This is a genomic window from Calidifontibacillus oryziterrae, from assembly GCF_000331575.1.
Lineage (GTDB): Bacteria > Bacillota > Bacilli > Bacillales > Bacillaceae_J > Calidifontibacillus_A > Calidifontibacillus_A oryziterrae.
Map to the genome: position 1 here is coordinate 302,527 of NZ_KB223527.1, position 16,798 is coordinate 319,324.

The 16,798-nt window shown below is 34.6% G+C and carries 17 protein-coding genes and 1 riboswitch; of the genes, 9 read left to right on the forward strand and 8 right to left on the reverse strand.

Annotated features, from left to right (window positions below; genetic code table 11):
• Positions 1-172 precede the first annotated feature (172 nt).
• The 3 genes from D612_RS0110015 to D612_RS0110025 all read right to left on the reverse strand — a co-directional run bounded on the left by D612_RS0110015 (position 173) and on the right by D612_RS0110025 (position 4,141).
• A complete protein-coding gene (locus tag D612_RS0110015) occupies positions 173-1,381 on the reverse strand; it encodes a Ger(x)C family spore germination protein (RefSeq protein ID WP_017755331.1) in 1,209 nt (402 codons plus the stop codon).
• Between the two features lie 6 nt (positions 1,382-1,387).
• Entirely contained in the window at positions 1,388-2,989 is a 1,602-nt protein-coding gene (locus tag D612_RS0110020) for a spore germination protein (protein WP_017755332.1), read from the reverse strand.
• Positions 2,990-3,130: 141 nt separating this feature from the next.
• Positions 3,131-4,141: an AI-2E family transporter gene (locus D612_RS0110025; RefSeq protein WP_017755333.1), complete on the reverse strand. Its 1,011-nt coding sequence runs from the start codon at positions 4,139-4,141 to the stop codon at positions 3,131-3,133.
• 193 nt (positions 4,142-4,334) lie between these two features.
• Between D612_RS0110025 and D612_RS0110030 the strand changes: the two genes are divergently transcribed.
• The 6 genes from D612_RS0110030 to D612_RS0110055 all read left to right on the forward strand — a co-directional run bounded on the left by D612_RS0110030 (position 4,335) and on the right by D612_RS0110055 (position 9,711).
• Positions 4,335-5,603, forward strand: coding sequence for an ATP-binding protein (locus D612_RS0110030; protein WP_017755334.1), 1,269 nt, complete (start codon positions 4,335-4,337; stop codon positions 5,601-5,603).
• Between the two features lie 179 nt (positions 5,604-5,782).
• On the forward strand, positions 5,783-6,628 hold the full coding sequence (locus tag D612_RS0110035; RefSeq protein ID WP_017755335.1) for a hypothetical protein: 846 nt from the start codon (positions 5,783-5,785) through the stop codon (positions 6,626-6,628).
• A gap of 60 nt (positions 6,629-6,688) precedes the next feature.
• Positions 6,689-7,132, forward strand: coding sequence for a FixH family protein (locus D612_RS0110040; RefSeq protein WP_017755336.1), 444 nt, complete (start codon positions 6,689-6,691; stop codon positions 7,130-7,132).
• Between the two features lie 150 nt (positions 7,133-7,282).
• Complete coding sequence (gene cbiM, locus D612_RS0110045; protein ID WP_017755337.1) at positions 7,283-7,927, forward strand: cobalt transporter CbiM; 645 nt, start codon at positions 7,283-7,285, stop codon at positions 7,925-7,927.
• A gap of 136 nt (positions 7,928-8,063) precedes the next feature.
• Complete coding sequence (gene cbiQ / locus D612_RS18255; RefSeq protein WP_017755338.1) at positions 8,064-8,822, forward strand: cobalt ECF transporter T component CbiQ; 759 nt, start codon at positions 8,064-8,066, stop codon at positions 8,820-8,822.
• A gap of 169 nt (positions 8,823-8,991) precedes the next feature.
• A complete protein-coding gene (locus D612_RS0110055) occupies positions 8,992-9,711 on the forward strand; it encodes an energy-coupling factor ABC transporter ATP-binding protein (protein ID WP_017755339.1) in 720 nt (239 codons plus the stop codon).
• Positions 9,712-9,821: 110 nt separating this feature from the next.
• On the opposite strand, the gene nikR is transcribed toward D612_RS0110055, so the two are convergent.
• Entirely contained in the window at positions 9,822-10,238 is a 417-nt protein-coding gene (nikR, locus tag D612_RS0110060; RefSeq protein ID WP_017755340.1) for a nickel-responsive transcriptional regulator NikR, read from the reverse strand.
• A gap of 263 nt (positions 10,239-10,501) precedes the next feature.
• Here nikR and D612_RS0110065 point away from each other — a divergent pair, with 263 nt between their 5' ends.
• The gene (locus D612_RS0110065; RefSeq protein WP_017755341.1) at positions 10,502-11,371 is read left to right on the forward strand and encodes a metal-dependent hydrolase; all 870 of its coding nucleotides are present in this window, start codon (positions 10,502-10,504) and stop codon (positions 11,369-11,371) included.
• Between the two features lie 553 nt (positions 11,372-11,924).
• Here the strand turns inward: D612_RS0110065 and yppF are convergent.
• From yppF to trhA, 3 genes are all read right to left on the reverse strand, one after another.
• Complete coding sequence (yppF, locus tag D612_RS19055) at positions 11,925-12,098, reverse strand: YppF family protein (RefSeq protein ID WP_017755343.1); 174 nt, start codon at positions 12,096-12,098, stop codon at positions 11,925-11,927.
• Between the two features lie 238 nt (positions 12,099-12,336).
• Positions 12,337-12,705, reverse strand: coding sequence for a hypothetical protein (locus D612_RS0110080; RefSeq protein ID WP_017755344.1), 369 nt, complete (start codon positions 12,703-12,705; stop codon positions 12,337-12,339).
• 117 nt (positions 12,706-12,822) lie between these two features.
• Positions 12,823-12,904: riboswitch (cyclic di-GMP riboswitch) on the reverse strand.
• 179 nt (positions 12,905-13,083) lie between these two features.
• The gene (gene trhA / locus D612_RS0110090) at positions 13,084-13,731 is read right to left on the reverse strand and encodes a PAQR family membrane homeostasis protein TrhA (RefSeq protein ID WP_017755345.1); all 648 of its coding nucleotides are present in this window, start codon (positions 13,729-13,731) and stop codon (positions 13,084-13,086) included.
• 149 nt (positions 13,732-13,880) lie between these two features.
• Between trhA and D612_RS0110095 the strand changes: the two genes are divergently transcribed.
• Positions 13,881-14,465 (forward strand): DUF1836 domain-containing protein, encoded by a 585-nt coding sequence (locus tag D612_RS0110095; protein WP_017755346.1) that lies wholly within the window; start codon positions 13,881-13,883, stop codon positions 14,463-14,465.
• Between the two features lie 180 nt (positions 14,466-14,645).
• Positions 14,646-15,752 (forward strand): 6-phosphofructokinase, encoded by a 1,107-nt coding sequence (locus tag D612_RS0110100; RefSeq protein ID WP_017755347.1) that lies wholly within the window; start codon positions 14,646-14,648, stop codon positions 15,750-15,752.
• 142 nt (positions 15,753-15,894) lie between these two features.
• On the opposite strand, the gene D612_RS0110105 is transcribed toward D612_RS0110100, so the two are convergent.
• Positions 15,895-16,740 carry a patatin-like phospholipase family protein gene (locus tag D612_RS0110105; RefSeq protein WP_017755348.1) on the reverse strand — a complete coding sequence of 282 codons (846 nt, stop codon included), beginning with the start codon at positions 16,738-16,740 and terminating at the stop codon, positions 15,895-15,897.
• Between the last annotated feature and the right edge of the window lie 58 nt (positions 16,741-16,798).

Here is a 16,798-nt window from a genome sequence, read left to right on the forward strand (position 1 = left end):
GGGAATAGATACATTATTTAGTTTCAAAATGCTGAGAACGGAAATGAATACTATTAACAATGAAAATACCCAAATTTCCCGGACCATCTTTGCTTTAAGTAACTGTAAAACTTGAAAGTAGGATATTATCAAATATACAATGATCACACCTATACTTTTAAGCATATACCAATTACTCCTCTTTTAATTTAGTATGAAACGGGTCATTGATTGTTCCGACATCACGAATTTTAATCTTACTCGTAACAGTAATTGGAACATTTGGGAATAAGCTTGCCCACTCATGTTTAATTTTTTCCCATTCTTTAGGCTCTTCCTTGTGAATTCGTTCCCCAAACCCAAATATGTCAGTTTCTAATTCCTGCCCTTTATGAATTGCTGCCGTAATTACACTTTCAATTTGTTTATTAACTTTCGATTCTAGCTCACCGATCGTATTCGTATTCATAAGATCAAGCTTCGTATTAACTTCTCCAACACTTGCTTCACCACTGACCTTTACTTCAAAGCTTATATCTTCGTTATTTATTTTTGGAACAATTTCAGTTTTAATTTCATTTAGTTCAATGCCAACGTGATCGTCATTCATTTTTATAACAAGTACAGTACTAACCACGTTATTTCTTAAATAATTATACCCTTTACTCTCATCAGCATTTAACCAGCCAACTAATTTGTTTTTTCGAAATGCAGCTATGCCCTCATACTTATGACGAGATTTAGGTGTAGTCGTTTCTACATTCGACTTCGTGACTCCTTTTTGGGGATCCCCCAATAAGGAAATACCTGTTAAAGCAGGCTGTTCTCCTTCACTTAAAATTGAATCCATTAAATCCGTTAATGTTAATTTTCCCGTTGCTGCCCACGTTTCTGCCGAGTGCTCCAAACTGTAGAATAATTTGTTAGCTGGTATCTTCTCTATACTCGTCAGGATTTTAACCGTTTCTTCAGCAGAATGGTCTTTTGAGACGATAATGTAAAAATCAGTTCTCATTTCATGATCTCTTGATAAAAAATCAAGGACATCATAAATCCCTTCCTTTGCCATTTCTTCCCCGATTACAATCATTCGTAAATGAGCAACATAAACCTTACGTGGTGCCAATGTCGACATTTTTCTTAAAGCTTCAAACAAGATTTTTCCGCTTGATGTAAATGTTGTAACAGGCGTATCATATCCACCACCGCCACCTTTTTCGGCAGCTGCAGTTTCTGAAGGGTTGATGATTTGTACTGAAACTTTATATTCACCATTCTTGAGTTTATCAATCCCAAGTGCTACTGCAATTGCCAACTCAGAAACTTCACGACGACTCCAACATCCTGACATTGTTGAAGCAACGACTATAAATAGTAATATTATTATCAAACCTTTTTTCATATCGGATCACTGCTTTCGTGATTGTGGCTTTGGTGTCGGATTATTTTGTTCCCTAATAATATTTTTTTGATTAATTAAACGAGGCCGCGAAAACATTCCCCACCAAGGCACTCTGAAAAAAACATCCTTTTGGTCTGTAATAATAAATGGCGCAACTGTTGTCGTATAAGGAATTCCAAATGATCGTAATGAAGAGACATGGATGCATAATAAGATTAGTCCAAATATTATTCCGACTAAACCAAACATTGCCGCAAGGATCATCATTCCAAACCTCAGCAGCCGAATCGAAGCTGCTAAATTAATCGAAGGGAAACAAAAGTTAGCAATTGCTGTCAACGCCACGACAATTACCATTGCTGAAGATACTAAACCAGCTTGAACTGCAGCTTGCCCTAATACTAACGCTCCAACAATGCTCATTGTTTGACCAACTGCTCGAGGCATCCGAACACCTGCTTCTCGCAAAATTTCAAAGGCAACCTCCATCATTAACGCTTCCATAAAAGCTGGAAACGGAACACCTTCACGCTGGGCAGCGATCTCAATTAATAATGTAGTTGGCAGCATTTCTTGATGATAGGTTAGGATCGCTATGTAAAGGGATGGAGCAACTAAAGCGATAAAAAAGCATAAAAATCGTAAGAACCGTAATAATGTCGCAATATCTGAACGCTGATAATAGTCCTCACTTGCTTGAAAAAACTCAACAATCAAGCTCGGAACAACTAAAACGAATGGTGTCCCATCTACAAGTATTGCTACTCTACCTTCTAATAGTTTTCCGGCGACTGCATCGGGTCTCTCCGTGTTATAAATCGTTGGAAAGGGTGTAAACGTTTCATCTTGAATTAATTCTTCAATATAACCACTTTCTAAAATCGCATCGATATTAATGCGATCTAATCGCTTATGAACCTCTTTAACAACATCTTCATTGACTATTCCATTTATATAAGCAATGACGACCTTTGTTTTCGTAACAGTGCCTATTTCTTTTTCTTCCATCCATAAATTTGCACTTTTTATTTTTCTGCGGAGCAAGGAAGTATTTGTACTTACTGTTTCCGTAAAGCCATCTCGTGGTCCTTTGATTAAGGTTGCAGATTGCGGTTCCTCAATACTTCTTTTTTCAAATCCGGGAATACTGACGGAAATGGCTTTGGATTCTTGATCTACTAATAGCGCAGCATGGCCAGATAGTATATTAGTTGTTAAAGTTGAAAAGTCACGAACCTCTGTTATGCTTCCAACGTTAATAATTTTTTCTTTTAAAACAGTAATGAGGGAACTATTCGATTGATTTTGGGATTGTAAATCATTCTTGTTTACCTTAAAAATTAATGAGTCAATTAATATCTGCAACAATTGTGTGTCAACAAGACCTTCTGTGTATATAATGGAAAGCTTTACATTATTTTGCGGACCTATATTAGCTGTTCGTATCACAATATCAGAGCTATTTCCTAGTATTTTGCTTACATGAGTGATGTTATCTTTCAATGAAGACATGAGATTTTGCTGTAATTGCTCATTTGCCTGCTGCGGTTCTTTATTATTGTTATTATTTTTACTTTTAAATAGTTGTTTAAAAAAACCCCCTACCAAGACTTCATCACCTCATTTCACTACCCTATTCTTAACAATTTTTCTCAATTTATGTATTACGTAGTAATGTTCTTGAGCCTTTTGCCAAAAACAGAATAAAAAAAGAAGCAAAAGATACTTTCTTTTGCTTCAACTCACCTATTATATTGACCTTTCCGAACTTTTCACATCAAAAATATCTAGCAAAAACACAAACACAGGAATTCCAATAATTAAGCCCCAAACCCCGAAAAAATGCTCAGAAAAGATTAGCACAATAAACGTGTAAAAAATTGGCAAGTCAGTTTTTGTACTCATAAGCTTTGGGTTTAAAATATAGGCTTCAATTCCATGAATAATTGCAACAATAATCAGGATATATACAACTTTAATAAAACCGCCAATACTATAAGCAATTAAGCTTAATGGAACAAGAGATATAATTACACCCGCGACTGGAATGAGACCAAGAAAGAAAATCATGATTGCTAACCCAAATAGTTGCGGAAAACCCATAATCCATAGGGCAATTGTTGAAAGAAGACAATTGACGACTGCAATTATAAATTGAGCTTGTAGAACTTTACCAAAAGTCCGGACAAACTTCCCACCGAAAAACTCTATTTCATTATAAAAAGGAGCAAGTTTGCTAAATTTAAATTTTTTCGTAAAGATCACTAAACGTGGTTTTTCCAATAAATAAAACAAGCTTAAAATAAGAGCAAGAAAAATTTGTAACGCTAAACTACTAATATCAGTAAAGGACTTCATTACTAGTGATAACCCCTGCTCTAAATACTGTGAGACTTGATTTTCCTCTAATATTCGAACTAAATATTTCATAATCACATTATCCTGAGGCTGCTGATAAAAAACAGTTACTTGTTTAATTAGAGCTGTAATTTCAGTAGTTATAATAGGTAGATATTTGCTAATCCCCCAGGTTAATAGTCCGACAATGGCTGTGTAAACAACGGTTACTGTCAATTTCCAATTGATCGAAACCTTGCCAGAAATGAAGGTAACAAGCCTATCTAGTAAAAAAGAAAAAATAAACGTTAGTAGTATAAAATTGATCATCGACCTCATTAAGTATAATATGAGTGCAATGAGAATAAAGATAAAAACCCTCTTCACACTCTTATTTTGAAAAAACTTAGTTAATTCATCCATTCATTTTTCTCCTCATTTATTAGTCCCCATTAATTTAATTTTAGCCGATTTAAAAAAAGAGAGCCATTATTTTTTAAAAACATCAAGCTTTGACATAATATCACAAAATATGACATTTTAATGTTATAATTATATAATCAAGTGAATTACAAAATTAGTAAAAATTTACATAAACAACAGGGGTTAATAGTATATGAGAAAAAAACTAGGATTCTATCTATTACTATACATCGTATTTAGCATTTTATGGATTTCCACTACTAATTATTTTATTAAACAGTACGCTCCGCAACAATTATATGTCACTCTTACAATCGTAAAAGAAATCTGTTATTTTCTAGCATCTGGTCTATTCCTTTATTACATTGTAACAAAATGTCGGGATTACAATACATTGCACGAAGACCAGAAGCGATTGTCTACTCTTATCAACTCTATGGTTGATTTAGTAACCTTCAAAGACGCCGAGGGACGATGGATTGAAGCCAATGAATTCGGATTAAAATTGTTTCAATTAGAAAACGTGGACTATCGCGGAAAAAAAGACTCAGAACTTGCTGAATATTCAAGCTTCTATCGTGACGCACTATATTATTGTGAAGTAACGGATGAAGAAGCATGGCGAAATAGGAAAATTACTCGTGCTGAGGAAATTATCCCTCAACCAGATGGATCTAGTAAAATATTTCATACAATTAAAGTTCCACTCTTCCACCGGAATGGTGAACGGAAAGGAATTGTTATAATTGGTCGTGATATAACCGATCTTCGACAAGCTCAAGAACAATTAAACAGAACTGAAAAGCTTTCAGTCGTTGGAGAATTAGCGGCAAGTGTTGTTCATGAGATAAGAAATCCGCTGACATCATTAATGGGATTTGTGCAATTATTGAGTGAAAAGGACCGTGAATACTATCAATATTACACCATTATGAAGGATGAACTCGAACGAATTAACCATATTGTGGGAGAACTGTTATTACTCGCAAAGCCGAATACGATATCATTTACTAAGGCAAACTTGAAAAAAATAATTTATGATGTTGTGGCTCTATTAGAAATTCAAGCGATCCAGCATAATGTTTTAATTGATGTTCATTATGAGAAAGATTTAGAAGAGATAGAATGTGAACCAAATCAATTAAAACAACTATTTATCAATTTAATAAAAAACGCAATTGAAGCATCCATAGAAGGTGGTAAAGTTGAAATTTATATTAGAAAAACTAGTAGTACTTCACAATCCGTCTTAATAAAAGACAACGGATGCGGGATCAGCAAAGAACGATTAGAACGTATTGGTGAACCATTTTATTCTTCTAAGGAAAAAGGAACTGGATTAGGTTTAACGGTGAGCTTTAAAATTGTACAAGCCCATCGAGGCAAAATTAAATTTGATAGTGTATTAAAAGAAGGCACACAGGTACAGATTGAGTTACCTACTTCCCAGCCAAAAAAATAGAACATACTAATTATTAAAAAATAACAAAGGTGACCATCCTTCTATGATAGTCGTATAGATAGGAATGCGTTACCTCCTTTTTTTTGAGATCATTATTTTTGTTCACAAAGCTGTCATTGTTTAAATATAATGCTTGTGCTACGATTTTTTACATAAATAACACGATTTGGAGGTACATAATGAATCATCTCACTAAATTTTTATTTACTACCTTCTTTCTATTATTAATAGTGGGCTGTCAACAACAAGCTGCGACTGAACAACAACCGACGTCACCGCAACCTGAGCAACAAGCTGAACTAGTTCTTTCGAAGCTTCAATTCGTTGCCAATGGTGAAGATTTTATTAGGAAAGGTTTTACTTCAGTAGATGGCTGGACCATAACCTTTGATCATGCTTATATCACATTAGGTAATATTGCAGCCCATCAAACAAATCCACCTTATGATCCAACGAAAGATTCTGAGATTCAAAGTGTTGAAACGGTTTCCTTAAATGTAATACATACAATAGATTTAGCTCTTGGTGACGAGGATGAGCCTCCTATTTTGGTTGGTGAAATAGACGCACCAATCGGTCATTACAACGCTCTCTCTTGGGATATGTTAAAAGGACCTGAAGGTGATTTAGCTGGACAAGCGATTGTCCTTGAAGGTACCGCAACAAAAGCTGAGCAAACGATTGATTTTGTCATCAGCATAGACAAAGAATACCATTATGATGCTGGCGAATTTATCGGCGATGTTCGCAAAGGGTTCGTGGAAGAAGGAAAAACAGGTGAGCTTGAAATGACGTTCCACTTTGATCATTTCTTTGGTGACTTTGATACACCTCAAGATGATGCACTTAATACTGGTGCTATTGGCTTTGAACCGTTTGCAAAATTAGCTGAAAATGGTGAAATTCAAATTACATTGGCAGAAATGAAGGAAAAATTTGATTCAGAAACGTATGAAAAGCTGATTCAATTACTACCATCATTAGGACATGTCGGTGAAGGACATGCAAAAGCACAGGAAATATAATGAATTTTTTTAGAGGACTAACGTTCCATACATTTCTCATATTAAACGAGGTTTTAAATTATGAATAAATTAACATATTGTATTATCATTTCTTTGTTAAGCTTGTTGGCGTTACCTTCATTTGTATATGCTCACGGTGTTGAAATTGAATATAACACTGAGAAGTCTTTTAAAATTGCGGCTTCCTACGATAATGGTGAACCAATAGCTGAAGCTCAAGTCAACGTTTTTGCTCCTAACAATCCTGCTGAGCCATGGTTACAAGGAAAAACAGATGAAAACGGTAGATTTCTATTTACACCCGATTTCTCACAAAATGGCACATGGAATGTTCAAGTCCGCAAAGCTGGTCACGGTGGAATGATTCCAATTGAAGTGAATGAAGGTGTAATTCAAGCAACTGTCAACAGTGGCTATACTACAATGCAGCTTGTAATTATGATTGCTGCTGTTATATGGGGGTTTATTGGAACGGCGCTCTATTTTAAGCGCAAACCATCCTGATTTTTTTCTTGCGTAAAGTCCAAGAGTGTCTCGATATTTTTATTAAATACTATTATCTATTGTTCATATATTTTCAAGAATTTACTGTAAACTCTTTAGATCTATACTAAACTTGTAAAAGACATTGTTCGAAATTCAGGAGGAAACGACATGCATATTCCAGAAGGAATGCTACCAGGAACAATTTGCGCAGTTGGATATGGATTAACGGGAATTACGCTTTGGTACTCATTAAAAAAGATTAAACAAAAGGACGATCCACGTCGCGAAATTCCAAAAGCATCGATGCTAACTGCAGCTTTTTTTATATCAACATTTATTCTAATCCCCATACCACCAACTAGTGTTCATCCGCTATTAATTGGTCTAATTGGTGCGATATTGGGATTTTATGCATTTCCAGCATTGTTAATTGCATTGTTTTTCCAAGCAGCTTTATTTCAACATGGTGGTATTACAACGTTAGGAGTTAACGCTTTCCTTTTTGGTACAAGCGCTCTACTCTCCTATTCGATTTATCAACTATTAACTCGCGTTCTAATAGGAAAACGCTATCAAGTCTTTGTTGCTAGCTTTTTAACTGGAGCAGCGGGAGTCGCAATTACCGTTATTTTGTTTTACTTTGTTTTAATCACTTTTATTCCCGCTAATCTTGATGTTGTCATGGAGCAACAAGCTATTTCAATTTTAACAATTGCTCATATTCCAATTATGCTAGTTGAAGGAATATTCACTGGTTTTTTATTCACTTTTTTAAAAAAAGTAAAACCAGAGCTGATCGATGGTATCCACTAAATGATTTTATACGTGCCTAAACGAAGAAGATCGAGTTACCAATATCAACATTGTCCCTTAACACAACCTTTCTATTGAATACCTACTTAACTGTAGAAAACTACCATGTGATGTCACACACTACGAGGTTTTTTGTATGAATCAACTTTCAATTGAACAGTATGTCGATTTAAGTTCACCTATACATAAACTAGATACTCGTTTTAAAATAATCGGCATCTTTATTCTTATTTTTTCTATTGCATTTGTGACAAAGCTTGCAATTATGACGGTTATTTTGTGTTTGAGTATAATAGTCGCATTGATTTCAAGACTACCACTCCTGTTTATTTTAAAAAGACTAAAGCTTCCTAGTGTGCTCATTTTTGTGGTCGCACTTTTGACATTATTTTTTTCAAACGGGTCAGCACTTATTATGGTAGGACCCTTCATAATAACAAAAGAAGGGTTGTCAGCTTTCCTGTTAATCATTATTAGGTTTATAAGCATTATCATTTTAATGGTTATATTATTTGCAACAACACCCTTTTCTCGCTTGTTACAAGCAATGAGAACATTAGGAGTGCCCGCTCTATTATGTGATATGATGTTGTTTTCATACCGTTATATATTTGAATTATGGGAAGAATTTCGTACAATGAAAACGGCAATGAATATGCGTGGATTTAAAGAAAAAGGATTGCGTTCCTTAAAGACATGGTCTTTATTAACAGGTACCTTGTTCATAAGAAGCTATGAGCAATCGGAACGAGTGTATCACGCAATGACTATGCGTGGGTATGGTCATGCACCGATAAGAAAGGACGACTTTGTAGCTTCCCTTGCTGATTACACGTGGTTAGTACTATTTATATTTATTTCATCCATGATTTTGATTAGTCAATTTTTTATATAATTACTATAGTGCGTTGAATATGTTCCAGTTCAATTACTAATTTTTAATGCTGTTTCTTATATTTAACGTTGAAATTCGTTTTTCTTTCACGAATGTATCAGCTACCATTTCAGTATACTAGTCTGTTTCTACTATTTTTCATTTTTACTTCTTATAAGGGGAGAAAATCATGCAACACGTTTTAGAGTTAGATAACATACAGTTTAAGCAGCCTGACGGGCATCTGGTGTTCAACAACTTTACTTTAAAGATTGAGCATGGGGAGCGTGTCGGTATAATTGGACCGAACGGCACTGGAAAGACAACGATGTTTTTGCTAACTGCTGGGGTTTATCGGCCAACTGCCGGTATGGTTCGACTGTTTGAACAAAAAGTGATACCAGGTAAGTTCAACCCTAATATAGGGATGATTTTTCAAAATCAAGATGATCAATTATTCTCTCCTTCTGTTTGGGAAGATATCGCTTTCGGCCTTCAAAACATAGGAATTGATAAAAAACAAATCGAAGAACAAGTAAATCATGTTCTTGCTGAATTGCAAATTACACACTTAAAGGATAAGCCACCTCACCATTTATCTGGTGGTGAAAAACGACTTGTTGCAATTGCAGGAGTCATGGTTATGGAACCTAAACTAATGATTTGGGATGAACCGACATCCAACTTAGACATGCGCTACCGTCGCCGACTTATCGATGTAATTCATCGTGCTCCACAGGATGCTATGATGATTGCCTCTCATGATTTGGAATTCATATTAGAGATTTGCAATCGGACGATTCTTATTGATACTGGAGAAATAATTGCAGACGGTATACCTAGTGAATTACTAGGGGATGAAAGATTACTTCAATCGCATGGCCTTGAAATGCCCTACTCGTTGAAATAGAAAAGCTCAACATCCTGAAAAGTTGAGCTTTTTCCGTTCATATTATTACTTTTAGAACGGCTTATTGTTCGTGTTAATCCGTGTTGACAATCTTTGATTGATAGCCTTTTTTACATCCCTTGTATCGGCGACACTGTCAATCTACCGTATTTAACACCTTTTAAGGCAATAATTTTATCCGTTAACGCTTGTAAATCCTTACCCTTTCCTTTGACTACAATCATTTCTAAACAGTTGTGGTGATCAATATGGAAATGAGTTGTAGCTAATATTTCACCATGATAGTCATGTTGAATTCTCGTTAGATCATTTAATAGATTCCGCTGATGGTGGTCATAGAAAAATAAAATCGACCCAGCGACTTCTTGATCAGCCTCCCATTGTCGTTTAACTAAGGCTTCCCTTACGAGATCCCGAACAGCTTCTGAACGATTCTTATACTCCTTTTCCTCTACTAGTTGATCAAAGCTTTTTAAAAGACTCTCCTCCATTGAAACACCAAAGCGAATTAGATTTTTTGATTCCAACAATGCTTCCTCCGTTTCTAGTATTTCATTATACCCACATTCTAGTTTTTAAAATTTTATTTCAGTATTACTAATCATTTTGTAAACATCACTATAAATATGTATAGAAAATTATTTTATATAGAAACATATATTATTTTACCATCGATTACAAAAATCGTATAATACAACTTTTTCATAAGTACTGAATTGCATACATTTATGGTTCACTGTATTCTTGTTTTAAGGATTAGTTATTATACTAGCATAGAGGTGGAAAATCATTGGACTCGATAACCCATACTTTATTTGGTTTAGCAATTTATGAATCGTTTAAAATTAAAAATGAGTCAAAACAATATAATCGCGCTTTGCTAGTTACTTCCATTAGTGCGAGTCAAATTCCTGATATTGATGTCATTTCAAAGCTTTGGGATACGGAAGGCCTTTACCAAATGTGGCATCGTGGCATTACTCACTCTTTAGTATTAACACCAGTTTGGTCGCTTCTTTTTTTCTTATTAGCCTGGTCGCTTTTCAAAATAAAAGATATGAGAATTTTCTATATTTCATGGCTTGCTGTGTTTATTCATGATACAAGTGACTTATTTAATGCATGGGGAACTGGTTATTTCGAACCGTTCTCTACAGTTAGAATTACATTTGGAACAGTGCCGATTGTAGATTTCGTATTTTGGATTATTATAATTGGAGCTTTTGGACTAAAAAAATGGGCAAAAATGAATGGTCGATTCGTTTTTAAAATAGCATGGATGCTTATAGTTTTCCATGTTGTGGTCCAATCGACGCAAGGTTATTTTATTTATAATCAATATAAAACTGACTATGACCAAGTAGCGCTTTCTGCCGATTTTGTACCATCGAAGTTTAAGGTTATTGGCAAAAAAGATGGTGTCGTCAATGTTATTGATGCCCACGTAATAATGAATGATAAGCTTCAATATACGTTACCATCAAGTGAGGATGCTGACCTTGATTTATTATTCACTGAACGACCTAGGGCAAGAACATTATTCGAATGGTCCCCTTTTGTAGTAATTGTTGATGATGATCAAATGTTAGGTATTTACGACCCGAGGTTTTATCGGAATGGGCAATCATTTTTATTTGAGTATATTGAAAAGGTAAACTAGTTGATGATTAGGGTTATTTTTTATTATGGCTGAAAAAAGGAGGCTGTCTAAAAAGACATAATTAATGACTTTTGGCAGCTTCTTTGATTCCCAATAAAAAGGTGATTTTGATCGCTATGGCGGACGCGGACCTTAGGGCAAGCACCGAGCCACTTCCCTCGCTACGCTCAGTCCAGGGTTTCGGTTCGCTTGCTAGTCCTGCAGGAGTCGCCGCCTTCGCTCTTCAAAATCATCAGTATTCAGCATATTTTTAATAAAGTACACAAAAAAATCGTCCATTCTAGTAAAATGAAGTTACCACACTACATTTAGTTATTTCATTATATACGGGAGAATGGCTATACTTAATATCTAGTATTTTCCCTTCCTTTGCTGCAGGATTTATTGGAGTTTTAACGATTGTTCAGCATCGAAAGAATAAAAAATTCCACAATGACTAAGTTTCAAAATAATCACTGTGGAATTATACCCCTTAAAACATATTGAATATATAGGATGTTTCAACATCTAAACATCCAAACTAAGTGCAACCGCTTTCATTCTATGTAAAAAATTAAGCGATTGTTGCTCCTCGTTGCTCAAGCTCTTGAATTAGTTTTCTGTAATCTACAAACGAAAGCTTCCCTTGAATATAACCCCTTTTTAAAAAGTCTAATAGATCATTTGCACTCGAAGGCTTGTGTTTCTTTTCTTCCATGTACTTTTCAATTAATGCTTCTAATGTCAAATAAATTCCCCCTTTAAATAAGACTACCTATAGAATATCACGGAAAATGGCTATTTTTATTTTTTTTGAATTTTTAAACTTCAGACAGATGTCGCGCTATTTTTACAAAGTGTTTCGAGCTTTTATTTCTCTTGTCGATTTAGATCTTCTATATTTGACATATATTACAAATATCATTTAAATTTTATTAATTAATAGCACCCATTTTCAACTAATAAAGGGCTACTCAATGTAGCCCTTACTCTTTTTTTATTGCACCCATGCCTTCCATTATTGCCATGGCATCTTTGTTTAAATGCATGATTGCATCATCACGTAAAAATAAAGGTGCTCTATCTTTTAAAATTTGTTTTATTCCTATCATGTCAAATTTACTAGCATAAGTATTAATGGCAGTTATAGTTGCTAATTCTTGCCTTGTTAAAGGCTTATGACCTGACTTTTTTTGATCAATCAAGAATTCCAAAATGTCTCTAGCATTGCTTTTTAATTTTGATCTGTGCTCTTCTAAAATACTCATATTTTCTTCTATATACTTCCTTGCAGTAACAAAATCTAGTTCCTCTACACATCTATTAATAATAACAATTAATTCTTTAGTATTCATTTTTCTCCCCCTTTAATTTTACTAACTTAGCAAAATCGTTACTTGAGCATTTGTTTTTCTTAAATTTCCCCATTAAAAAACCACCTAAAAAGGTGGTATCCTTAAGAAACCATCTTTTTCGGTAACCCGGCGACCATTGTTTAACTTTAGGCCCGTAGCTTTGCGTCCCTATCTTTCAATAGGTTTGCCATTATCGTAAGAGTGCTCAAATGTTTACATATGTGTTGAATTTTGGTATTCCCTGAAAAATAGTATATCATACCTATGTTCAAAGTGAAGTGTTAATCGATATAACATACTTAACAATGAAAAATTTCAAAAAATATCGAACTTTAATTACAAAATAATGTCATTAATACATTAGGAAAATGTGCTGATCTAAATTACAAACAGGTAGACACTAAAAAAATGTGCTAAGCTTCCTAACAATATAAATATATGAAAAATTTCATGGAAACCAATATGCTTCATTTCCATGAATTTCGGCTTTGTAGCATAAATAACTCCACCTATCGTGTATAAAATACCACCAAGAACTAATAGCAAAATACCATTGAATCCTAACGTGGCCGATAGTGGAATGATAGCAAATATTATGATCCAGCCCATCCCAATATATAGCGCAGTTGAAAGCCATCTTGGACAGTTAAACCAAATAATTTTAAACAAGATGCCGAAGAATGCTATACAAGCTACTATTGAAAATACGACCCAACCGGTTACACCATGTAAGCTAATTAAACAAAAAGGAGTATATGTTCCTGCAATTAATACAAAAATCATCGAATGATCGATTCGTCGTAAAAACGCAATCACTTTTTCTTTGGCGATGACCATATGATAAGTAGCTGAAGCTGAATACAGAAGAATCATACTGATTCCAAAACAAATTACAGCTGCTATTTGTAGTGTAGTTGCTTCGTTTTGTGTAGCTTTTATAACCATTGCCAGTAAGCCTATAAAAGAAAAAATGGCTCCCCCAAGATGTGTTAAGCCATTGATCGGTTCTCTTATATAACGATTCATAAATACCCACCTTTATATTATATAGTTTTAATAACTACATGAAGTATAAACCATATAACAACACGTAGTCAATACTTGTCATTTTTAAATATTCGTGATAGTATATCTTGTAGATTATTGTAGATTAATTGAAAATGAGGGGATTTTACATGGAAAAGTTAAATGAATTCCTTGAAATTTTAAATATTGAAAAAGAAATTAGCTTGGATGATATCCCTGATCTTGATTTATATATGGATCAAGTCATCCAATTATTTGAGAAAAAGTTTAATAACGCAAAACGTAATGATGATGAAAAAGTTCTAACAAAAACAATGATTAATAATTATGCTAAGGCAAATTTACTTTTTCCAATTAAAAATAAAAAATATACGAAAGAACACCTTATTTTATTAAGCTTAATTTACCAATTAAAGGGCAGTCTTTCCATCAACGACATTAAATTTACATTACAAGGGTTAAATAAACGGATTACGGCAGAAGACTTTGATTTTTACTCATTTTATAGTGCTTATGAAAAACTAGTTTTTAGAAATGTTGAGAATTTTAAAACAGATATAGAAGAACATATTTTGGCGGCAAATAATGAATTAACAAAAATTGAAGTTAACAAACAGGATCGGAATGACTTGGAACGCGTCTTACTTATTTCATCACTAGCTAGCCTCAGTAATCTTTATAAGCGGGCAGCTGAAAAACTCGTAGACAAAATCATAGAACAAGAAAAAGAATAACGAAAACGGGGTTATATGATCCTTCATATATAGCCACGTTTTTTTTGATGTGTTAAAGTACAATCTACTTTTCCATTTGTAAAAAATTACATATTGTTTTTTAAAAAGGCAGGAAAAATGTGGAGATTTGTCGAAATTCACATGACAATATAATGATTTTATATAAGGGAGTCGATACGAATGAATACAAAAATTAAAAAGATCGGGGTGCTCACTGGCGGCGGTGATTGTCCAGGATTAAACGCGGTTATTCGAGCTGTTACGAAAACAGCTATTCGGCAATACAATATGGAAGTAGTCGGTATTATAAATGGTTTCAGTGGATTGATTCATAATGACCTCCGTGATTTAACTGAAAAAGAAGTATCAGGTATATTACCGCGCGGTGGTACGATATTAGGGACAACAAATCGCGATAACCCTTTTCATTATCCTGTTAAAATTAACGGCGAAACCGTTTATCAAGATGTATCAGATCAAGTGATTGAAAATATGAAAAAAGCTGGTATTGATGCACTTGCGATAATTGGTGGCGACGGTAGTCTTGCAATTGCTAATGACTTTGTAAATAAAGGAATTCCAATTGTCGGTATACCAAAAACAATTGATAACGACTTATCGGCTACAGATTTAACATTTGGCTTTGATACAGCATTAACAACAGCAAGCGAAGCAATTGATAAGCTCCATACAACGGCAGAGTCCCATCACCGCGTTATGGTGTTAGAAGTAATGGGACGTTACGCAGGCTGGATTGCATTACAAGCTGGCTTAGCTGGTGGTGCAGATGTTATTCTAATACCGGAAAAGCCGTTTTCAATAGATAATGTCTGTGACAAGATAGAAGAACGGGCGAACAAAGGTAGAAAATTTAGCATTGTCGTTGTTGCGGAGGGCGCCGCAGCAAAAGGTGGCGAGATGGTTGTTCAACGTGTTGTTGAAGGTAGCCCTGATCCTGTTCGTTTAGGCGGAGTAGGTAATCAGGTTGCCAATGCAATTGAACGCGGAACGGGTAAAGAAACGCGGGTTATTGTATTAGGGCATTTACAACGTGGTGGTTCCCCAACTGCATATGACCGCATTTTAGGTACTCGTTATGGTGTAAAAGCTGTTGAATTACTAGCAAATGGTCAATATGCTCAAATGGTAGCTTTAAAGGGTACTGAAATCAAAGCTGTTCCACTTGAATCCGCTATTAAAAAACTTAAACAAGTTGACCCAGAAGGAGAATTAGTAAAAGCTGCCGAATCTGTTGGCATAAGCTTTGGGACAGATTATTTAAAGTAAAGTTGGAGCAAATTATTTAAAAAATGTAATGGTTTCTACCTAAAATATTTAGGAAGAAATATGGATAGGTTAGCAGAAAATGATCCGCTTTCCTATCCTTTTTTTCTTACTCTAGAACAATTTATATATCTCTACAAGATTTTTATTCATAAAGAAACATTTCAAGCCTTTTATACTGGTTTTTTGCGTCTTGCCAACCTAGTTCATAAAGTGCTTGTAATTTTACTTTGTTTTTTTCGACACGTCCGACAGGCATGGCAACACTGGGCTGTATCACAAATACATTCCCTTTCTGCTCCTCAGCTTTTATGTAGGATAATGTGTCATTGTAGCGCTTATGACGAATCGCTAATAACTCATTGATTTTTGGATGCCTTTTATATGTAAAGAAAGACCCTAGTCTACTTGGTCGTTTAAAGTATCCCGCTGGCTTCGTCATTATAATTACAGTTCTTTGATTTCCATCCTGTTGTGCTTTTTTGACTGGAATTGGATCAATGATGCCCCCATCAAGTAGGAAACGATTATCATATGCTACAGTCGGTGCAACAAATGGTAATGAGCTTGAAGCACGAAGAAGTGTTAATAAATGATCTCCATGTTCGTCCTTTCGATAGTAGACTGGCTCTCCTAAATCGCAATCTGTTGCTCCAATTATCAATTGTTCCGGGCTATTTTTATATGTATCTATATCAAACGGTACAAGCTTATTCGGAATTTCATCGAATAGAAAATCCATTCCAAACAATTCTCGTTTCTTTAAATAATTTCGTAAAGAAAGATAGCGTTTATCTTCAGCAAAATCAATATTAACAGCTTTGTTTCTACCAGGTTGACGAGAAAGATACGAAGCAGCCATACATGCGCCAGCAGATACTCCAATTACATAAGGAAAATATAAATCCTCTTTCATGAAATATTCTAAGACACCCGCTGTATATAAGCCTCGCATTCCCCCACCTTCTAATACAAGTCCTGTGTTCACCATTACTTAATCCCTCTTCTATATTCATATATCGTTTTCCTTACTTCCATTATACAAATAT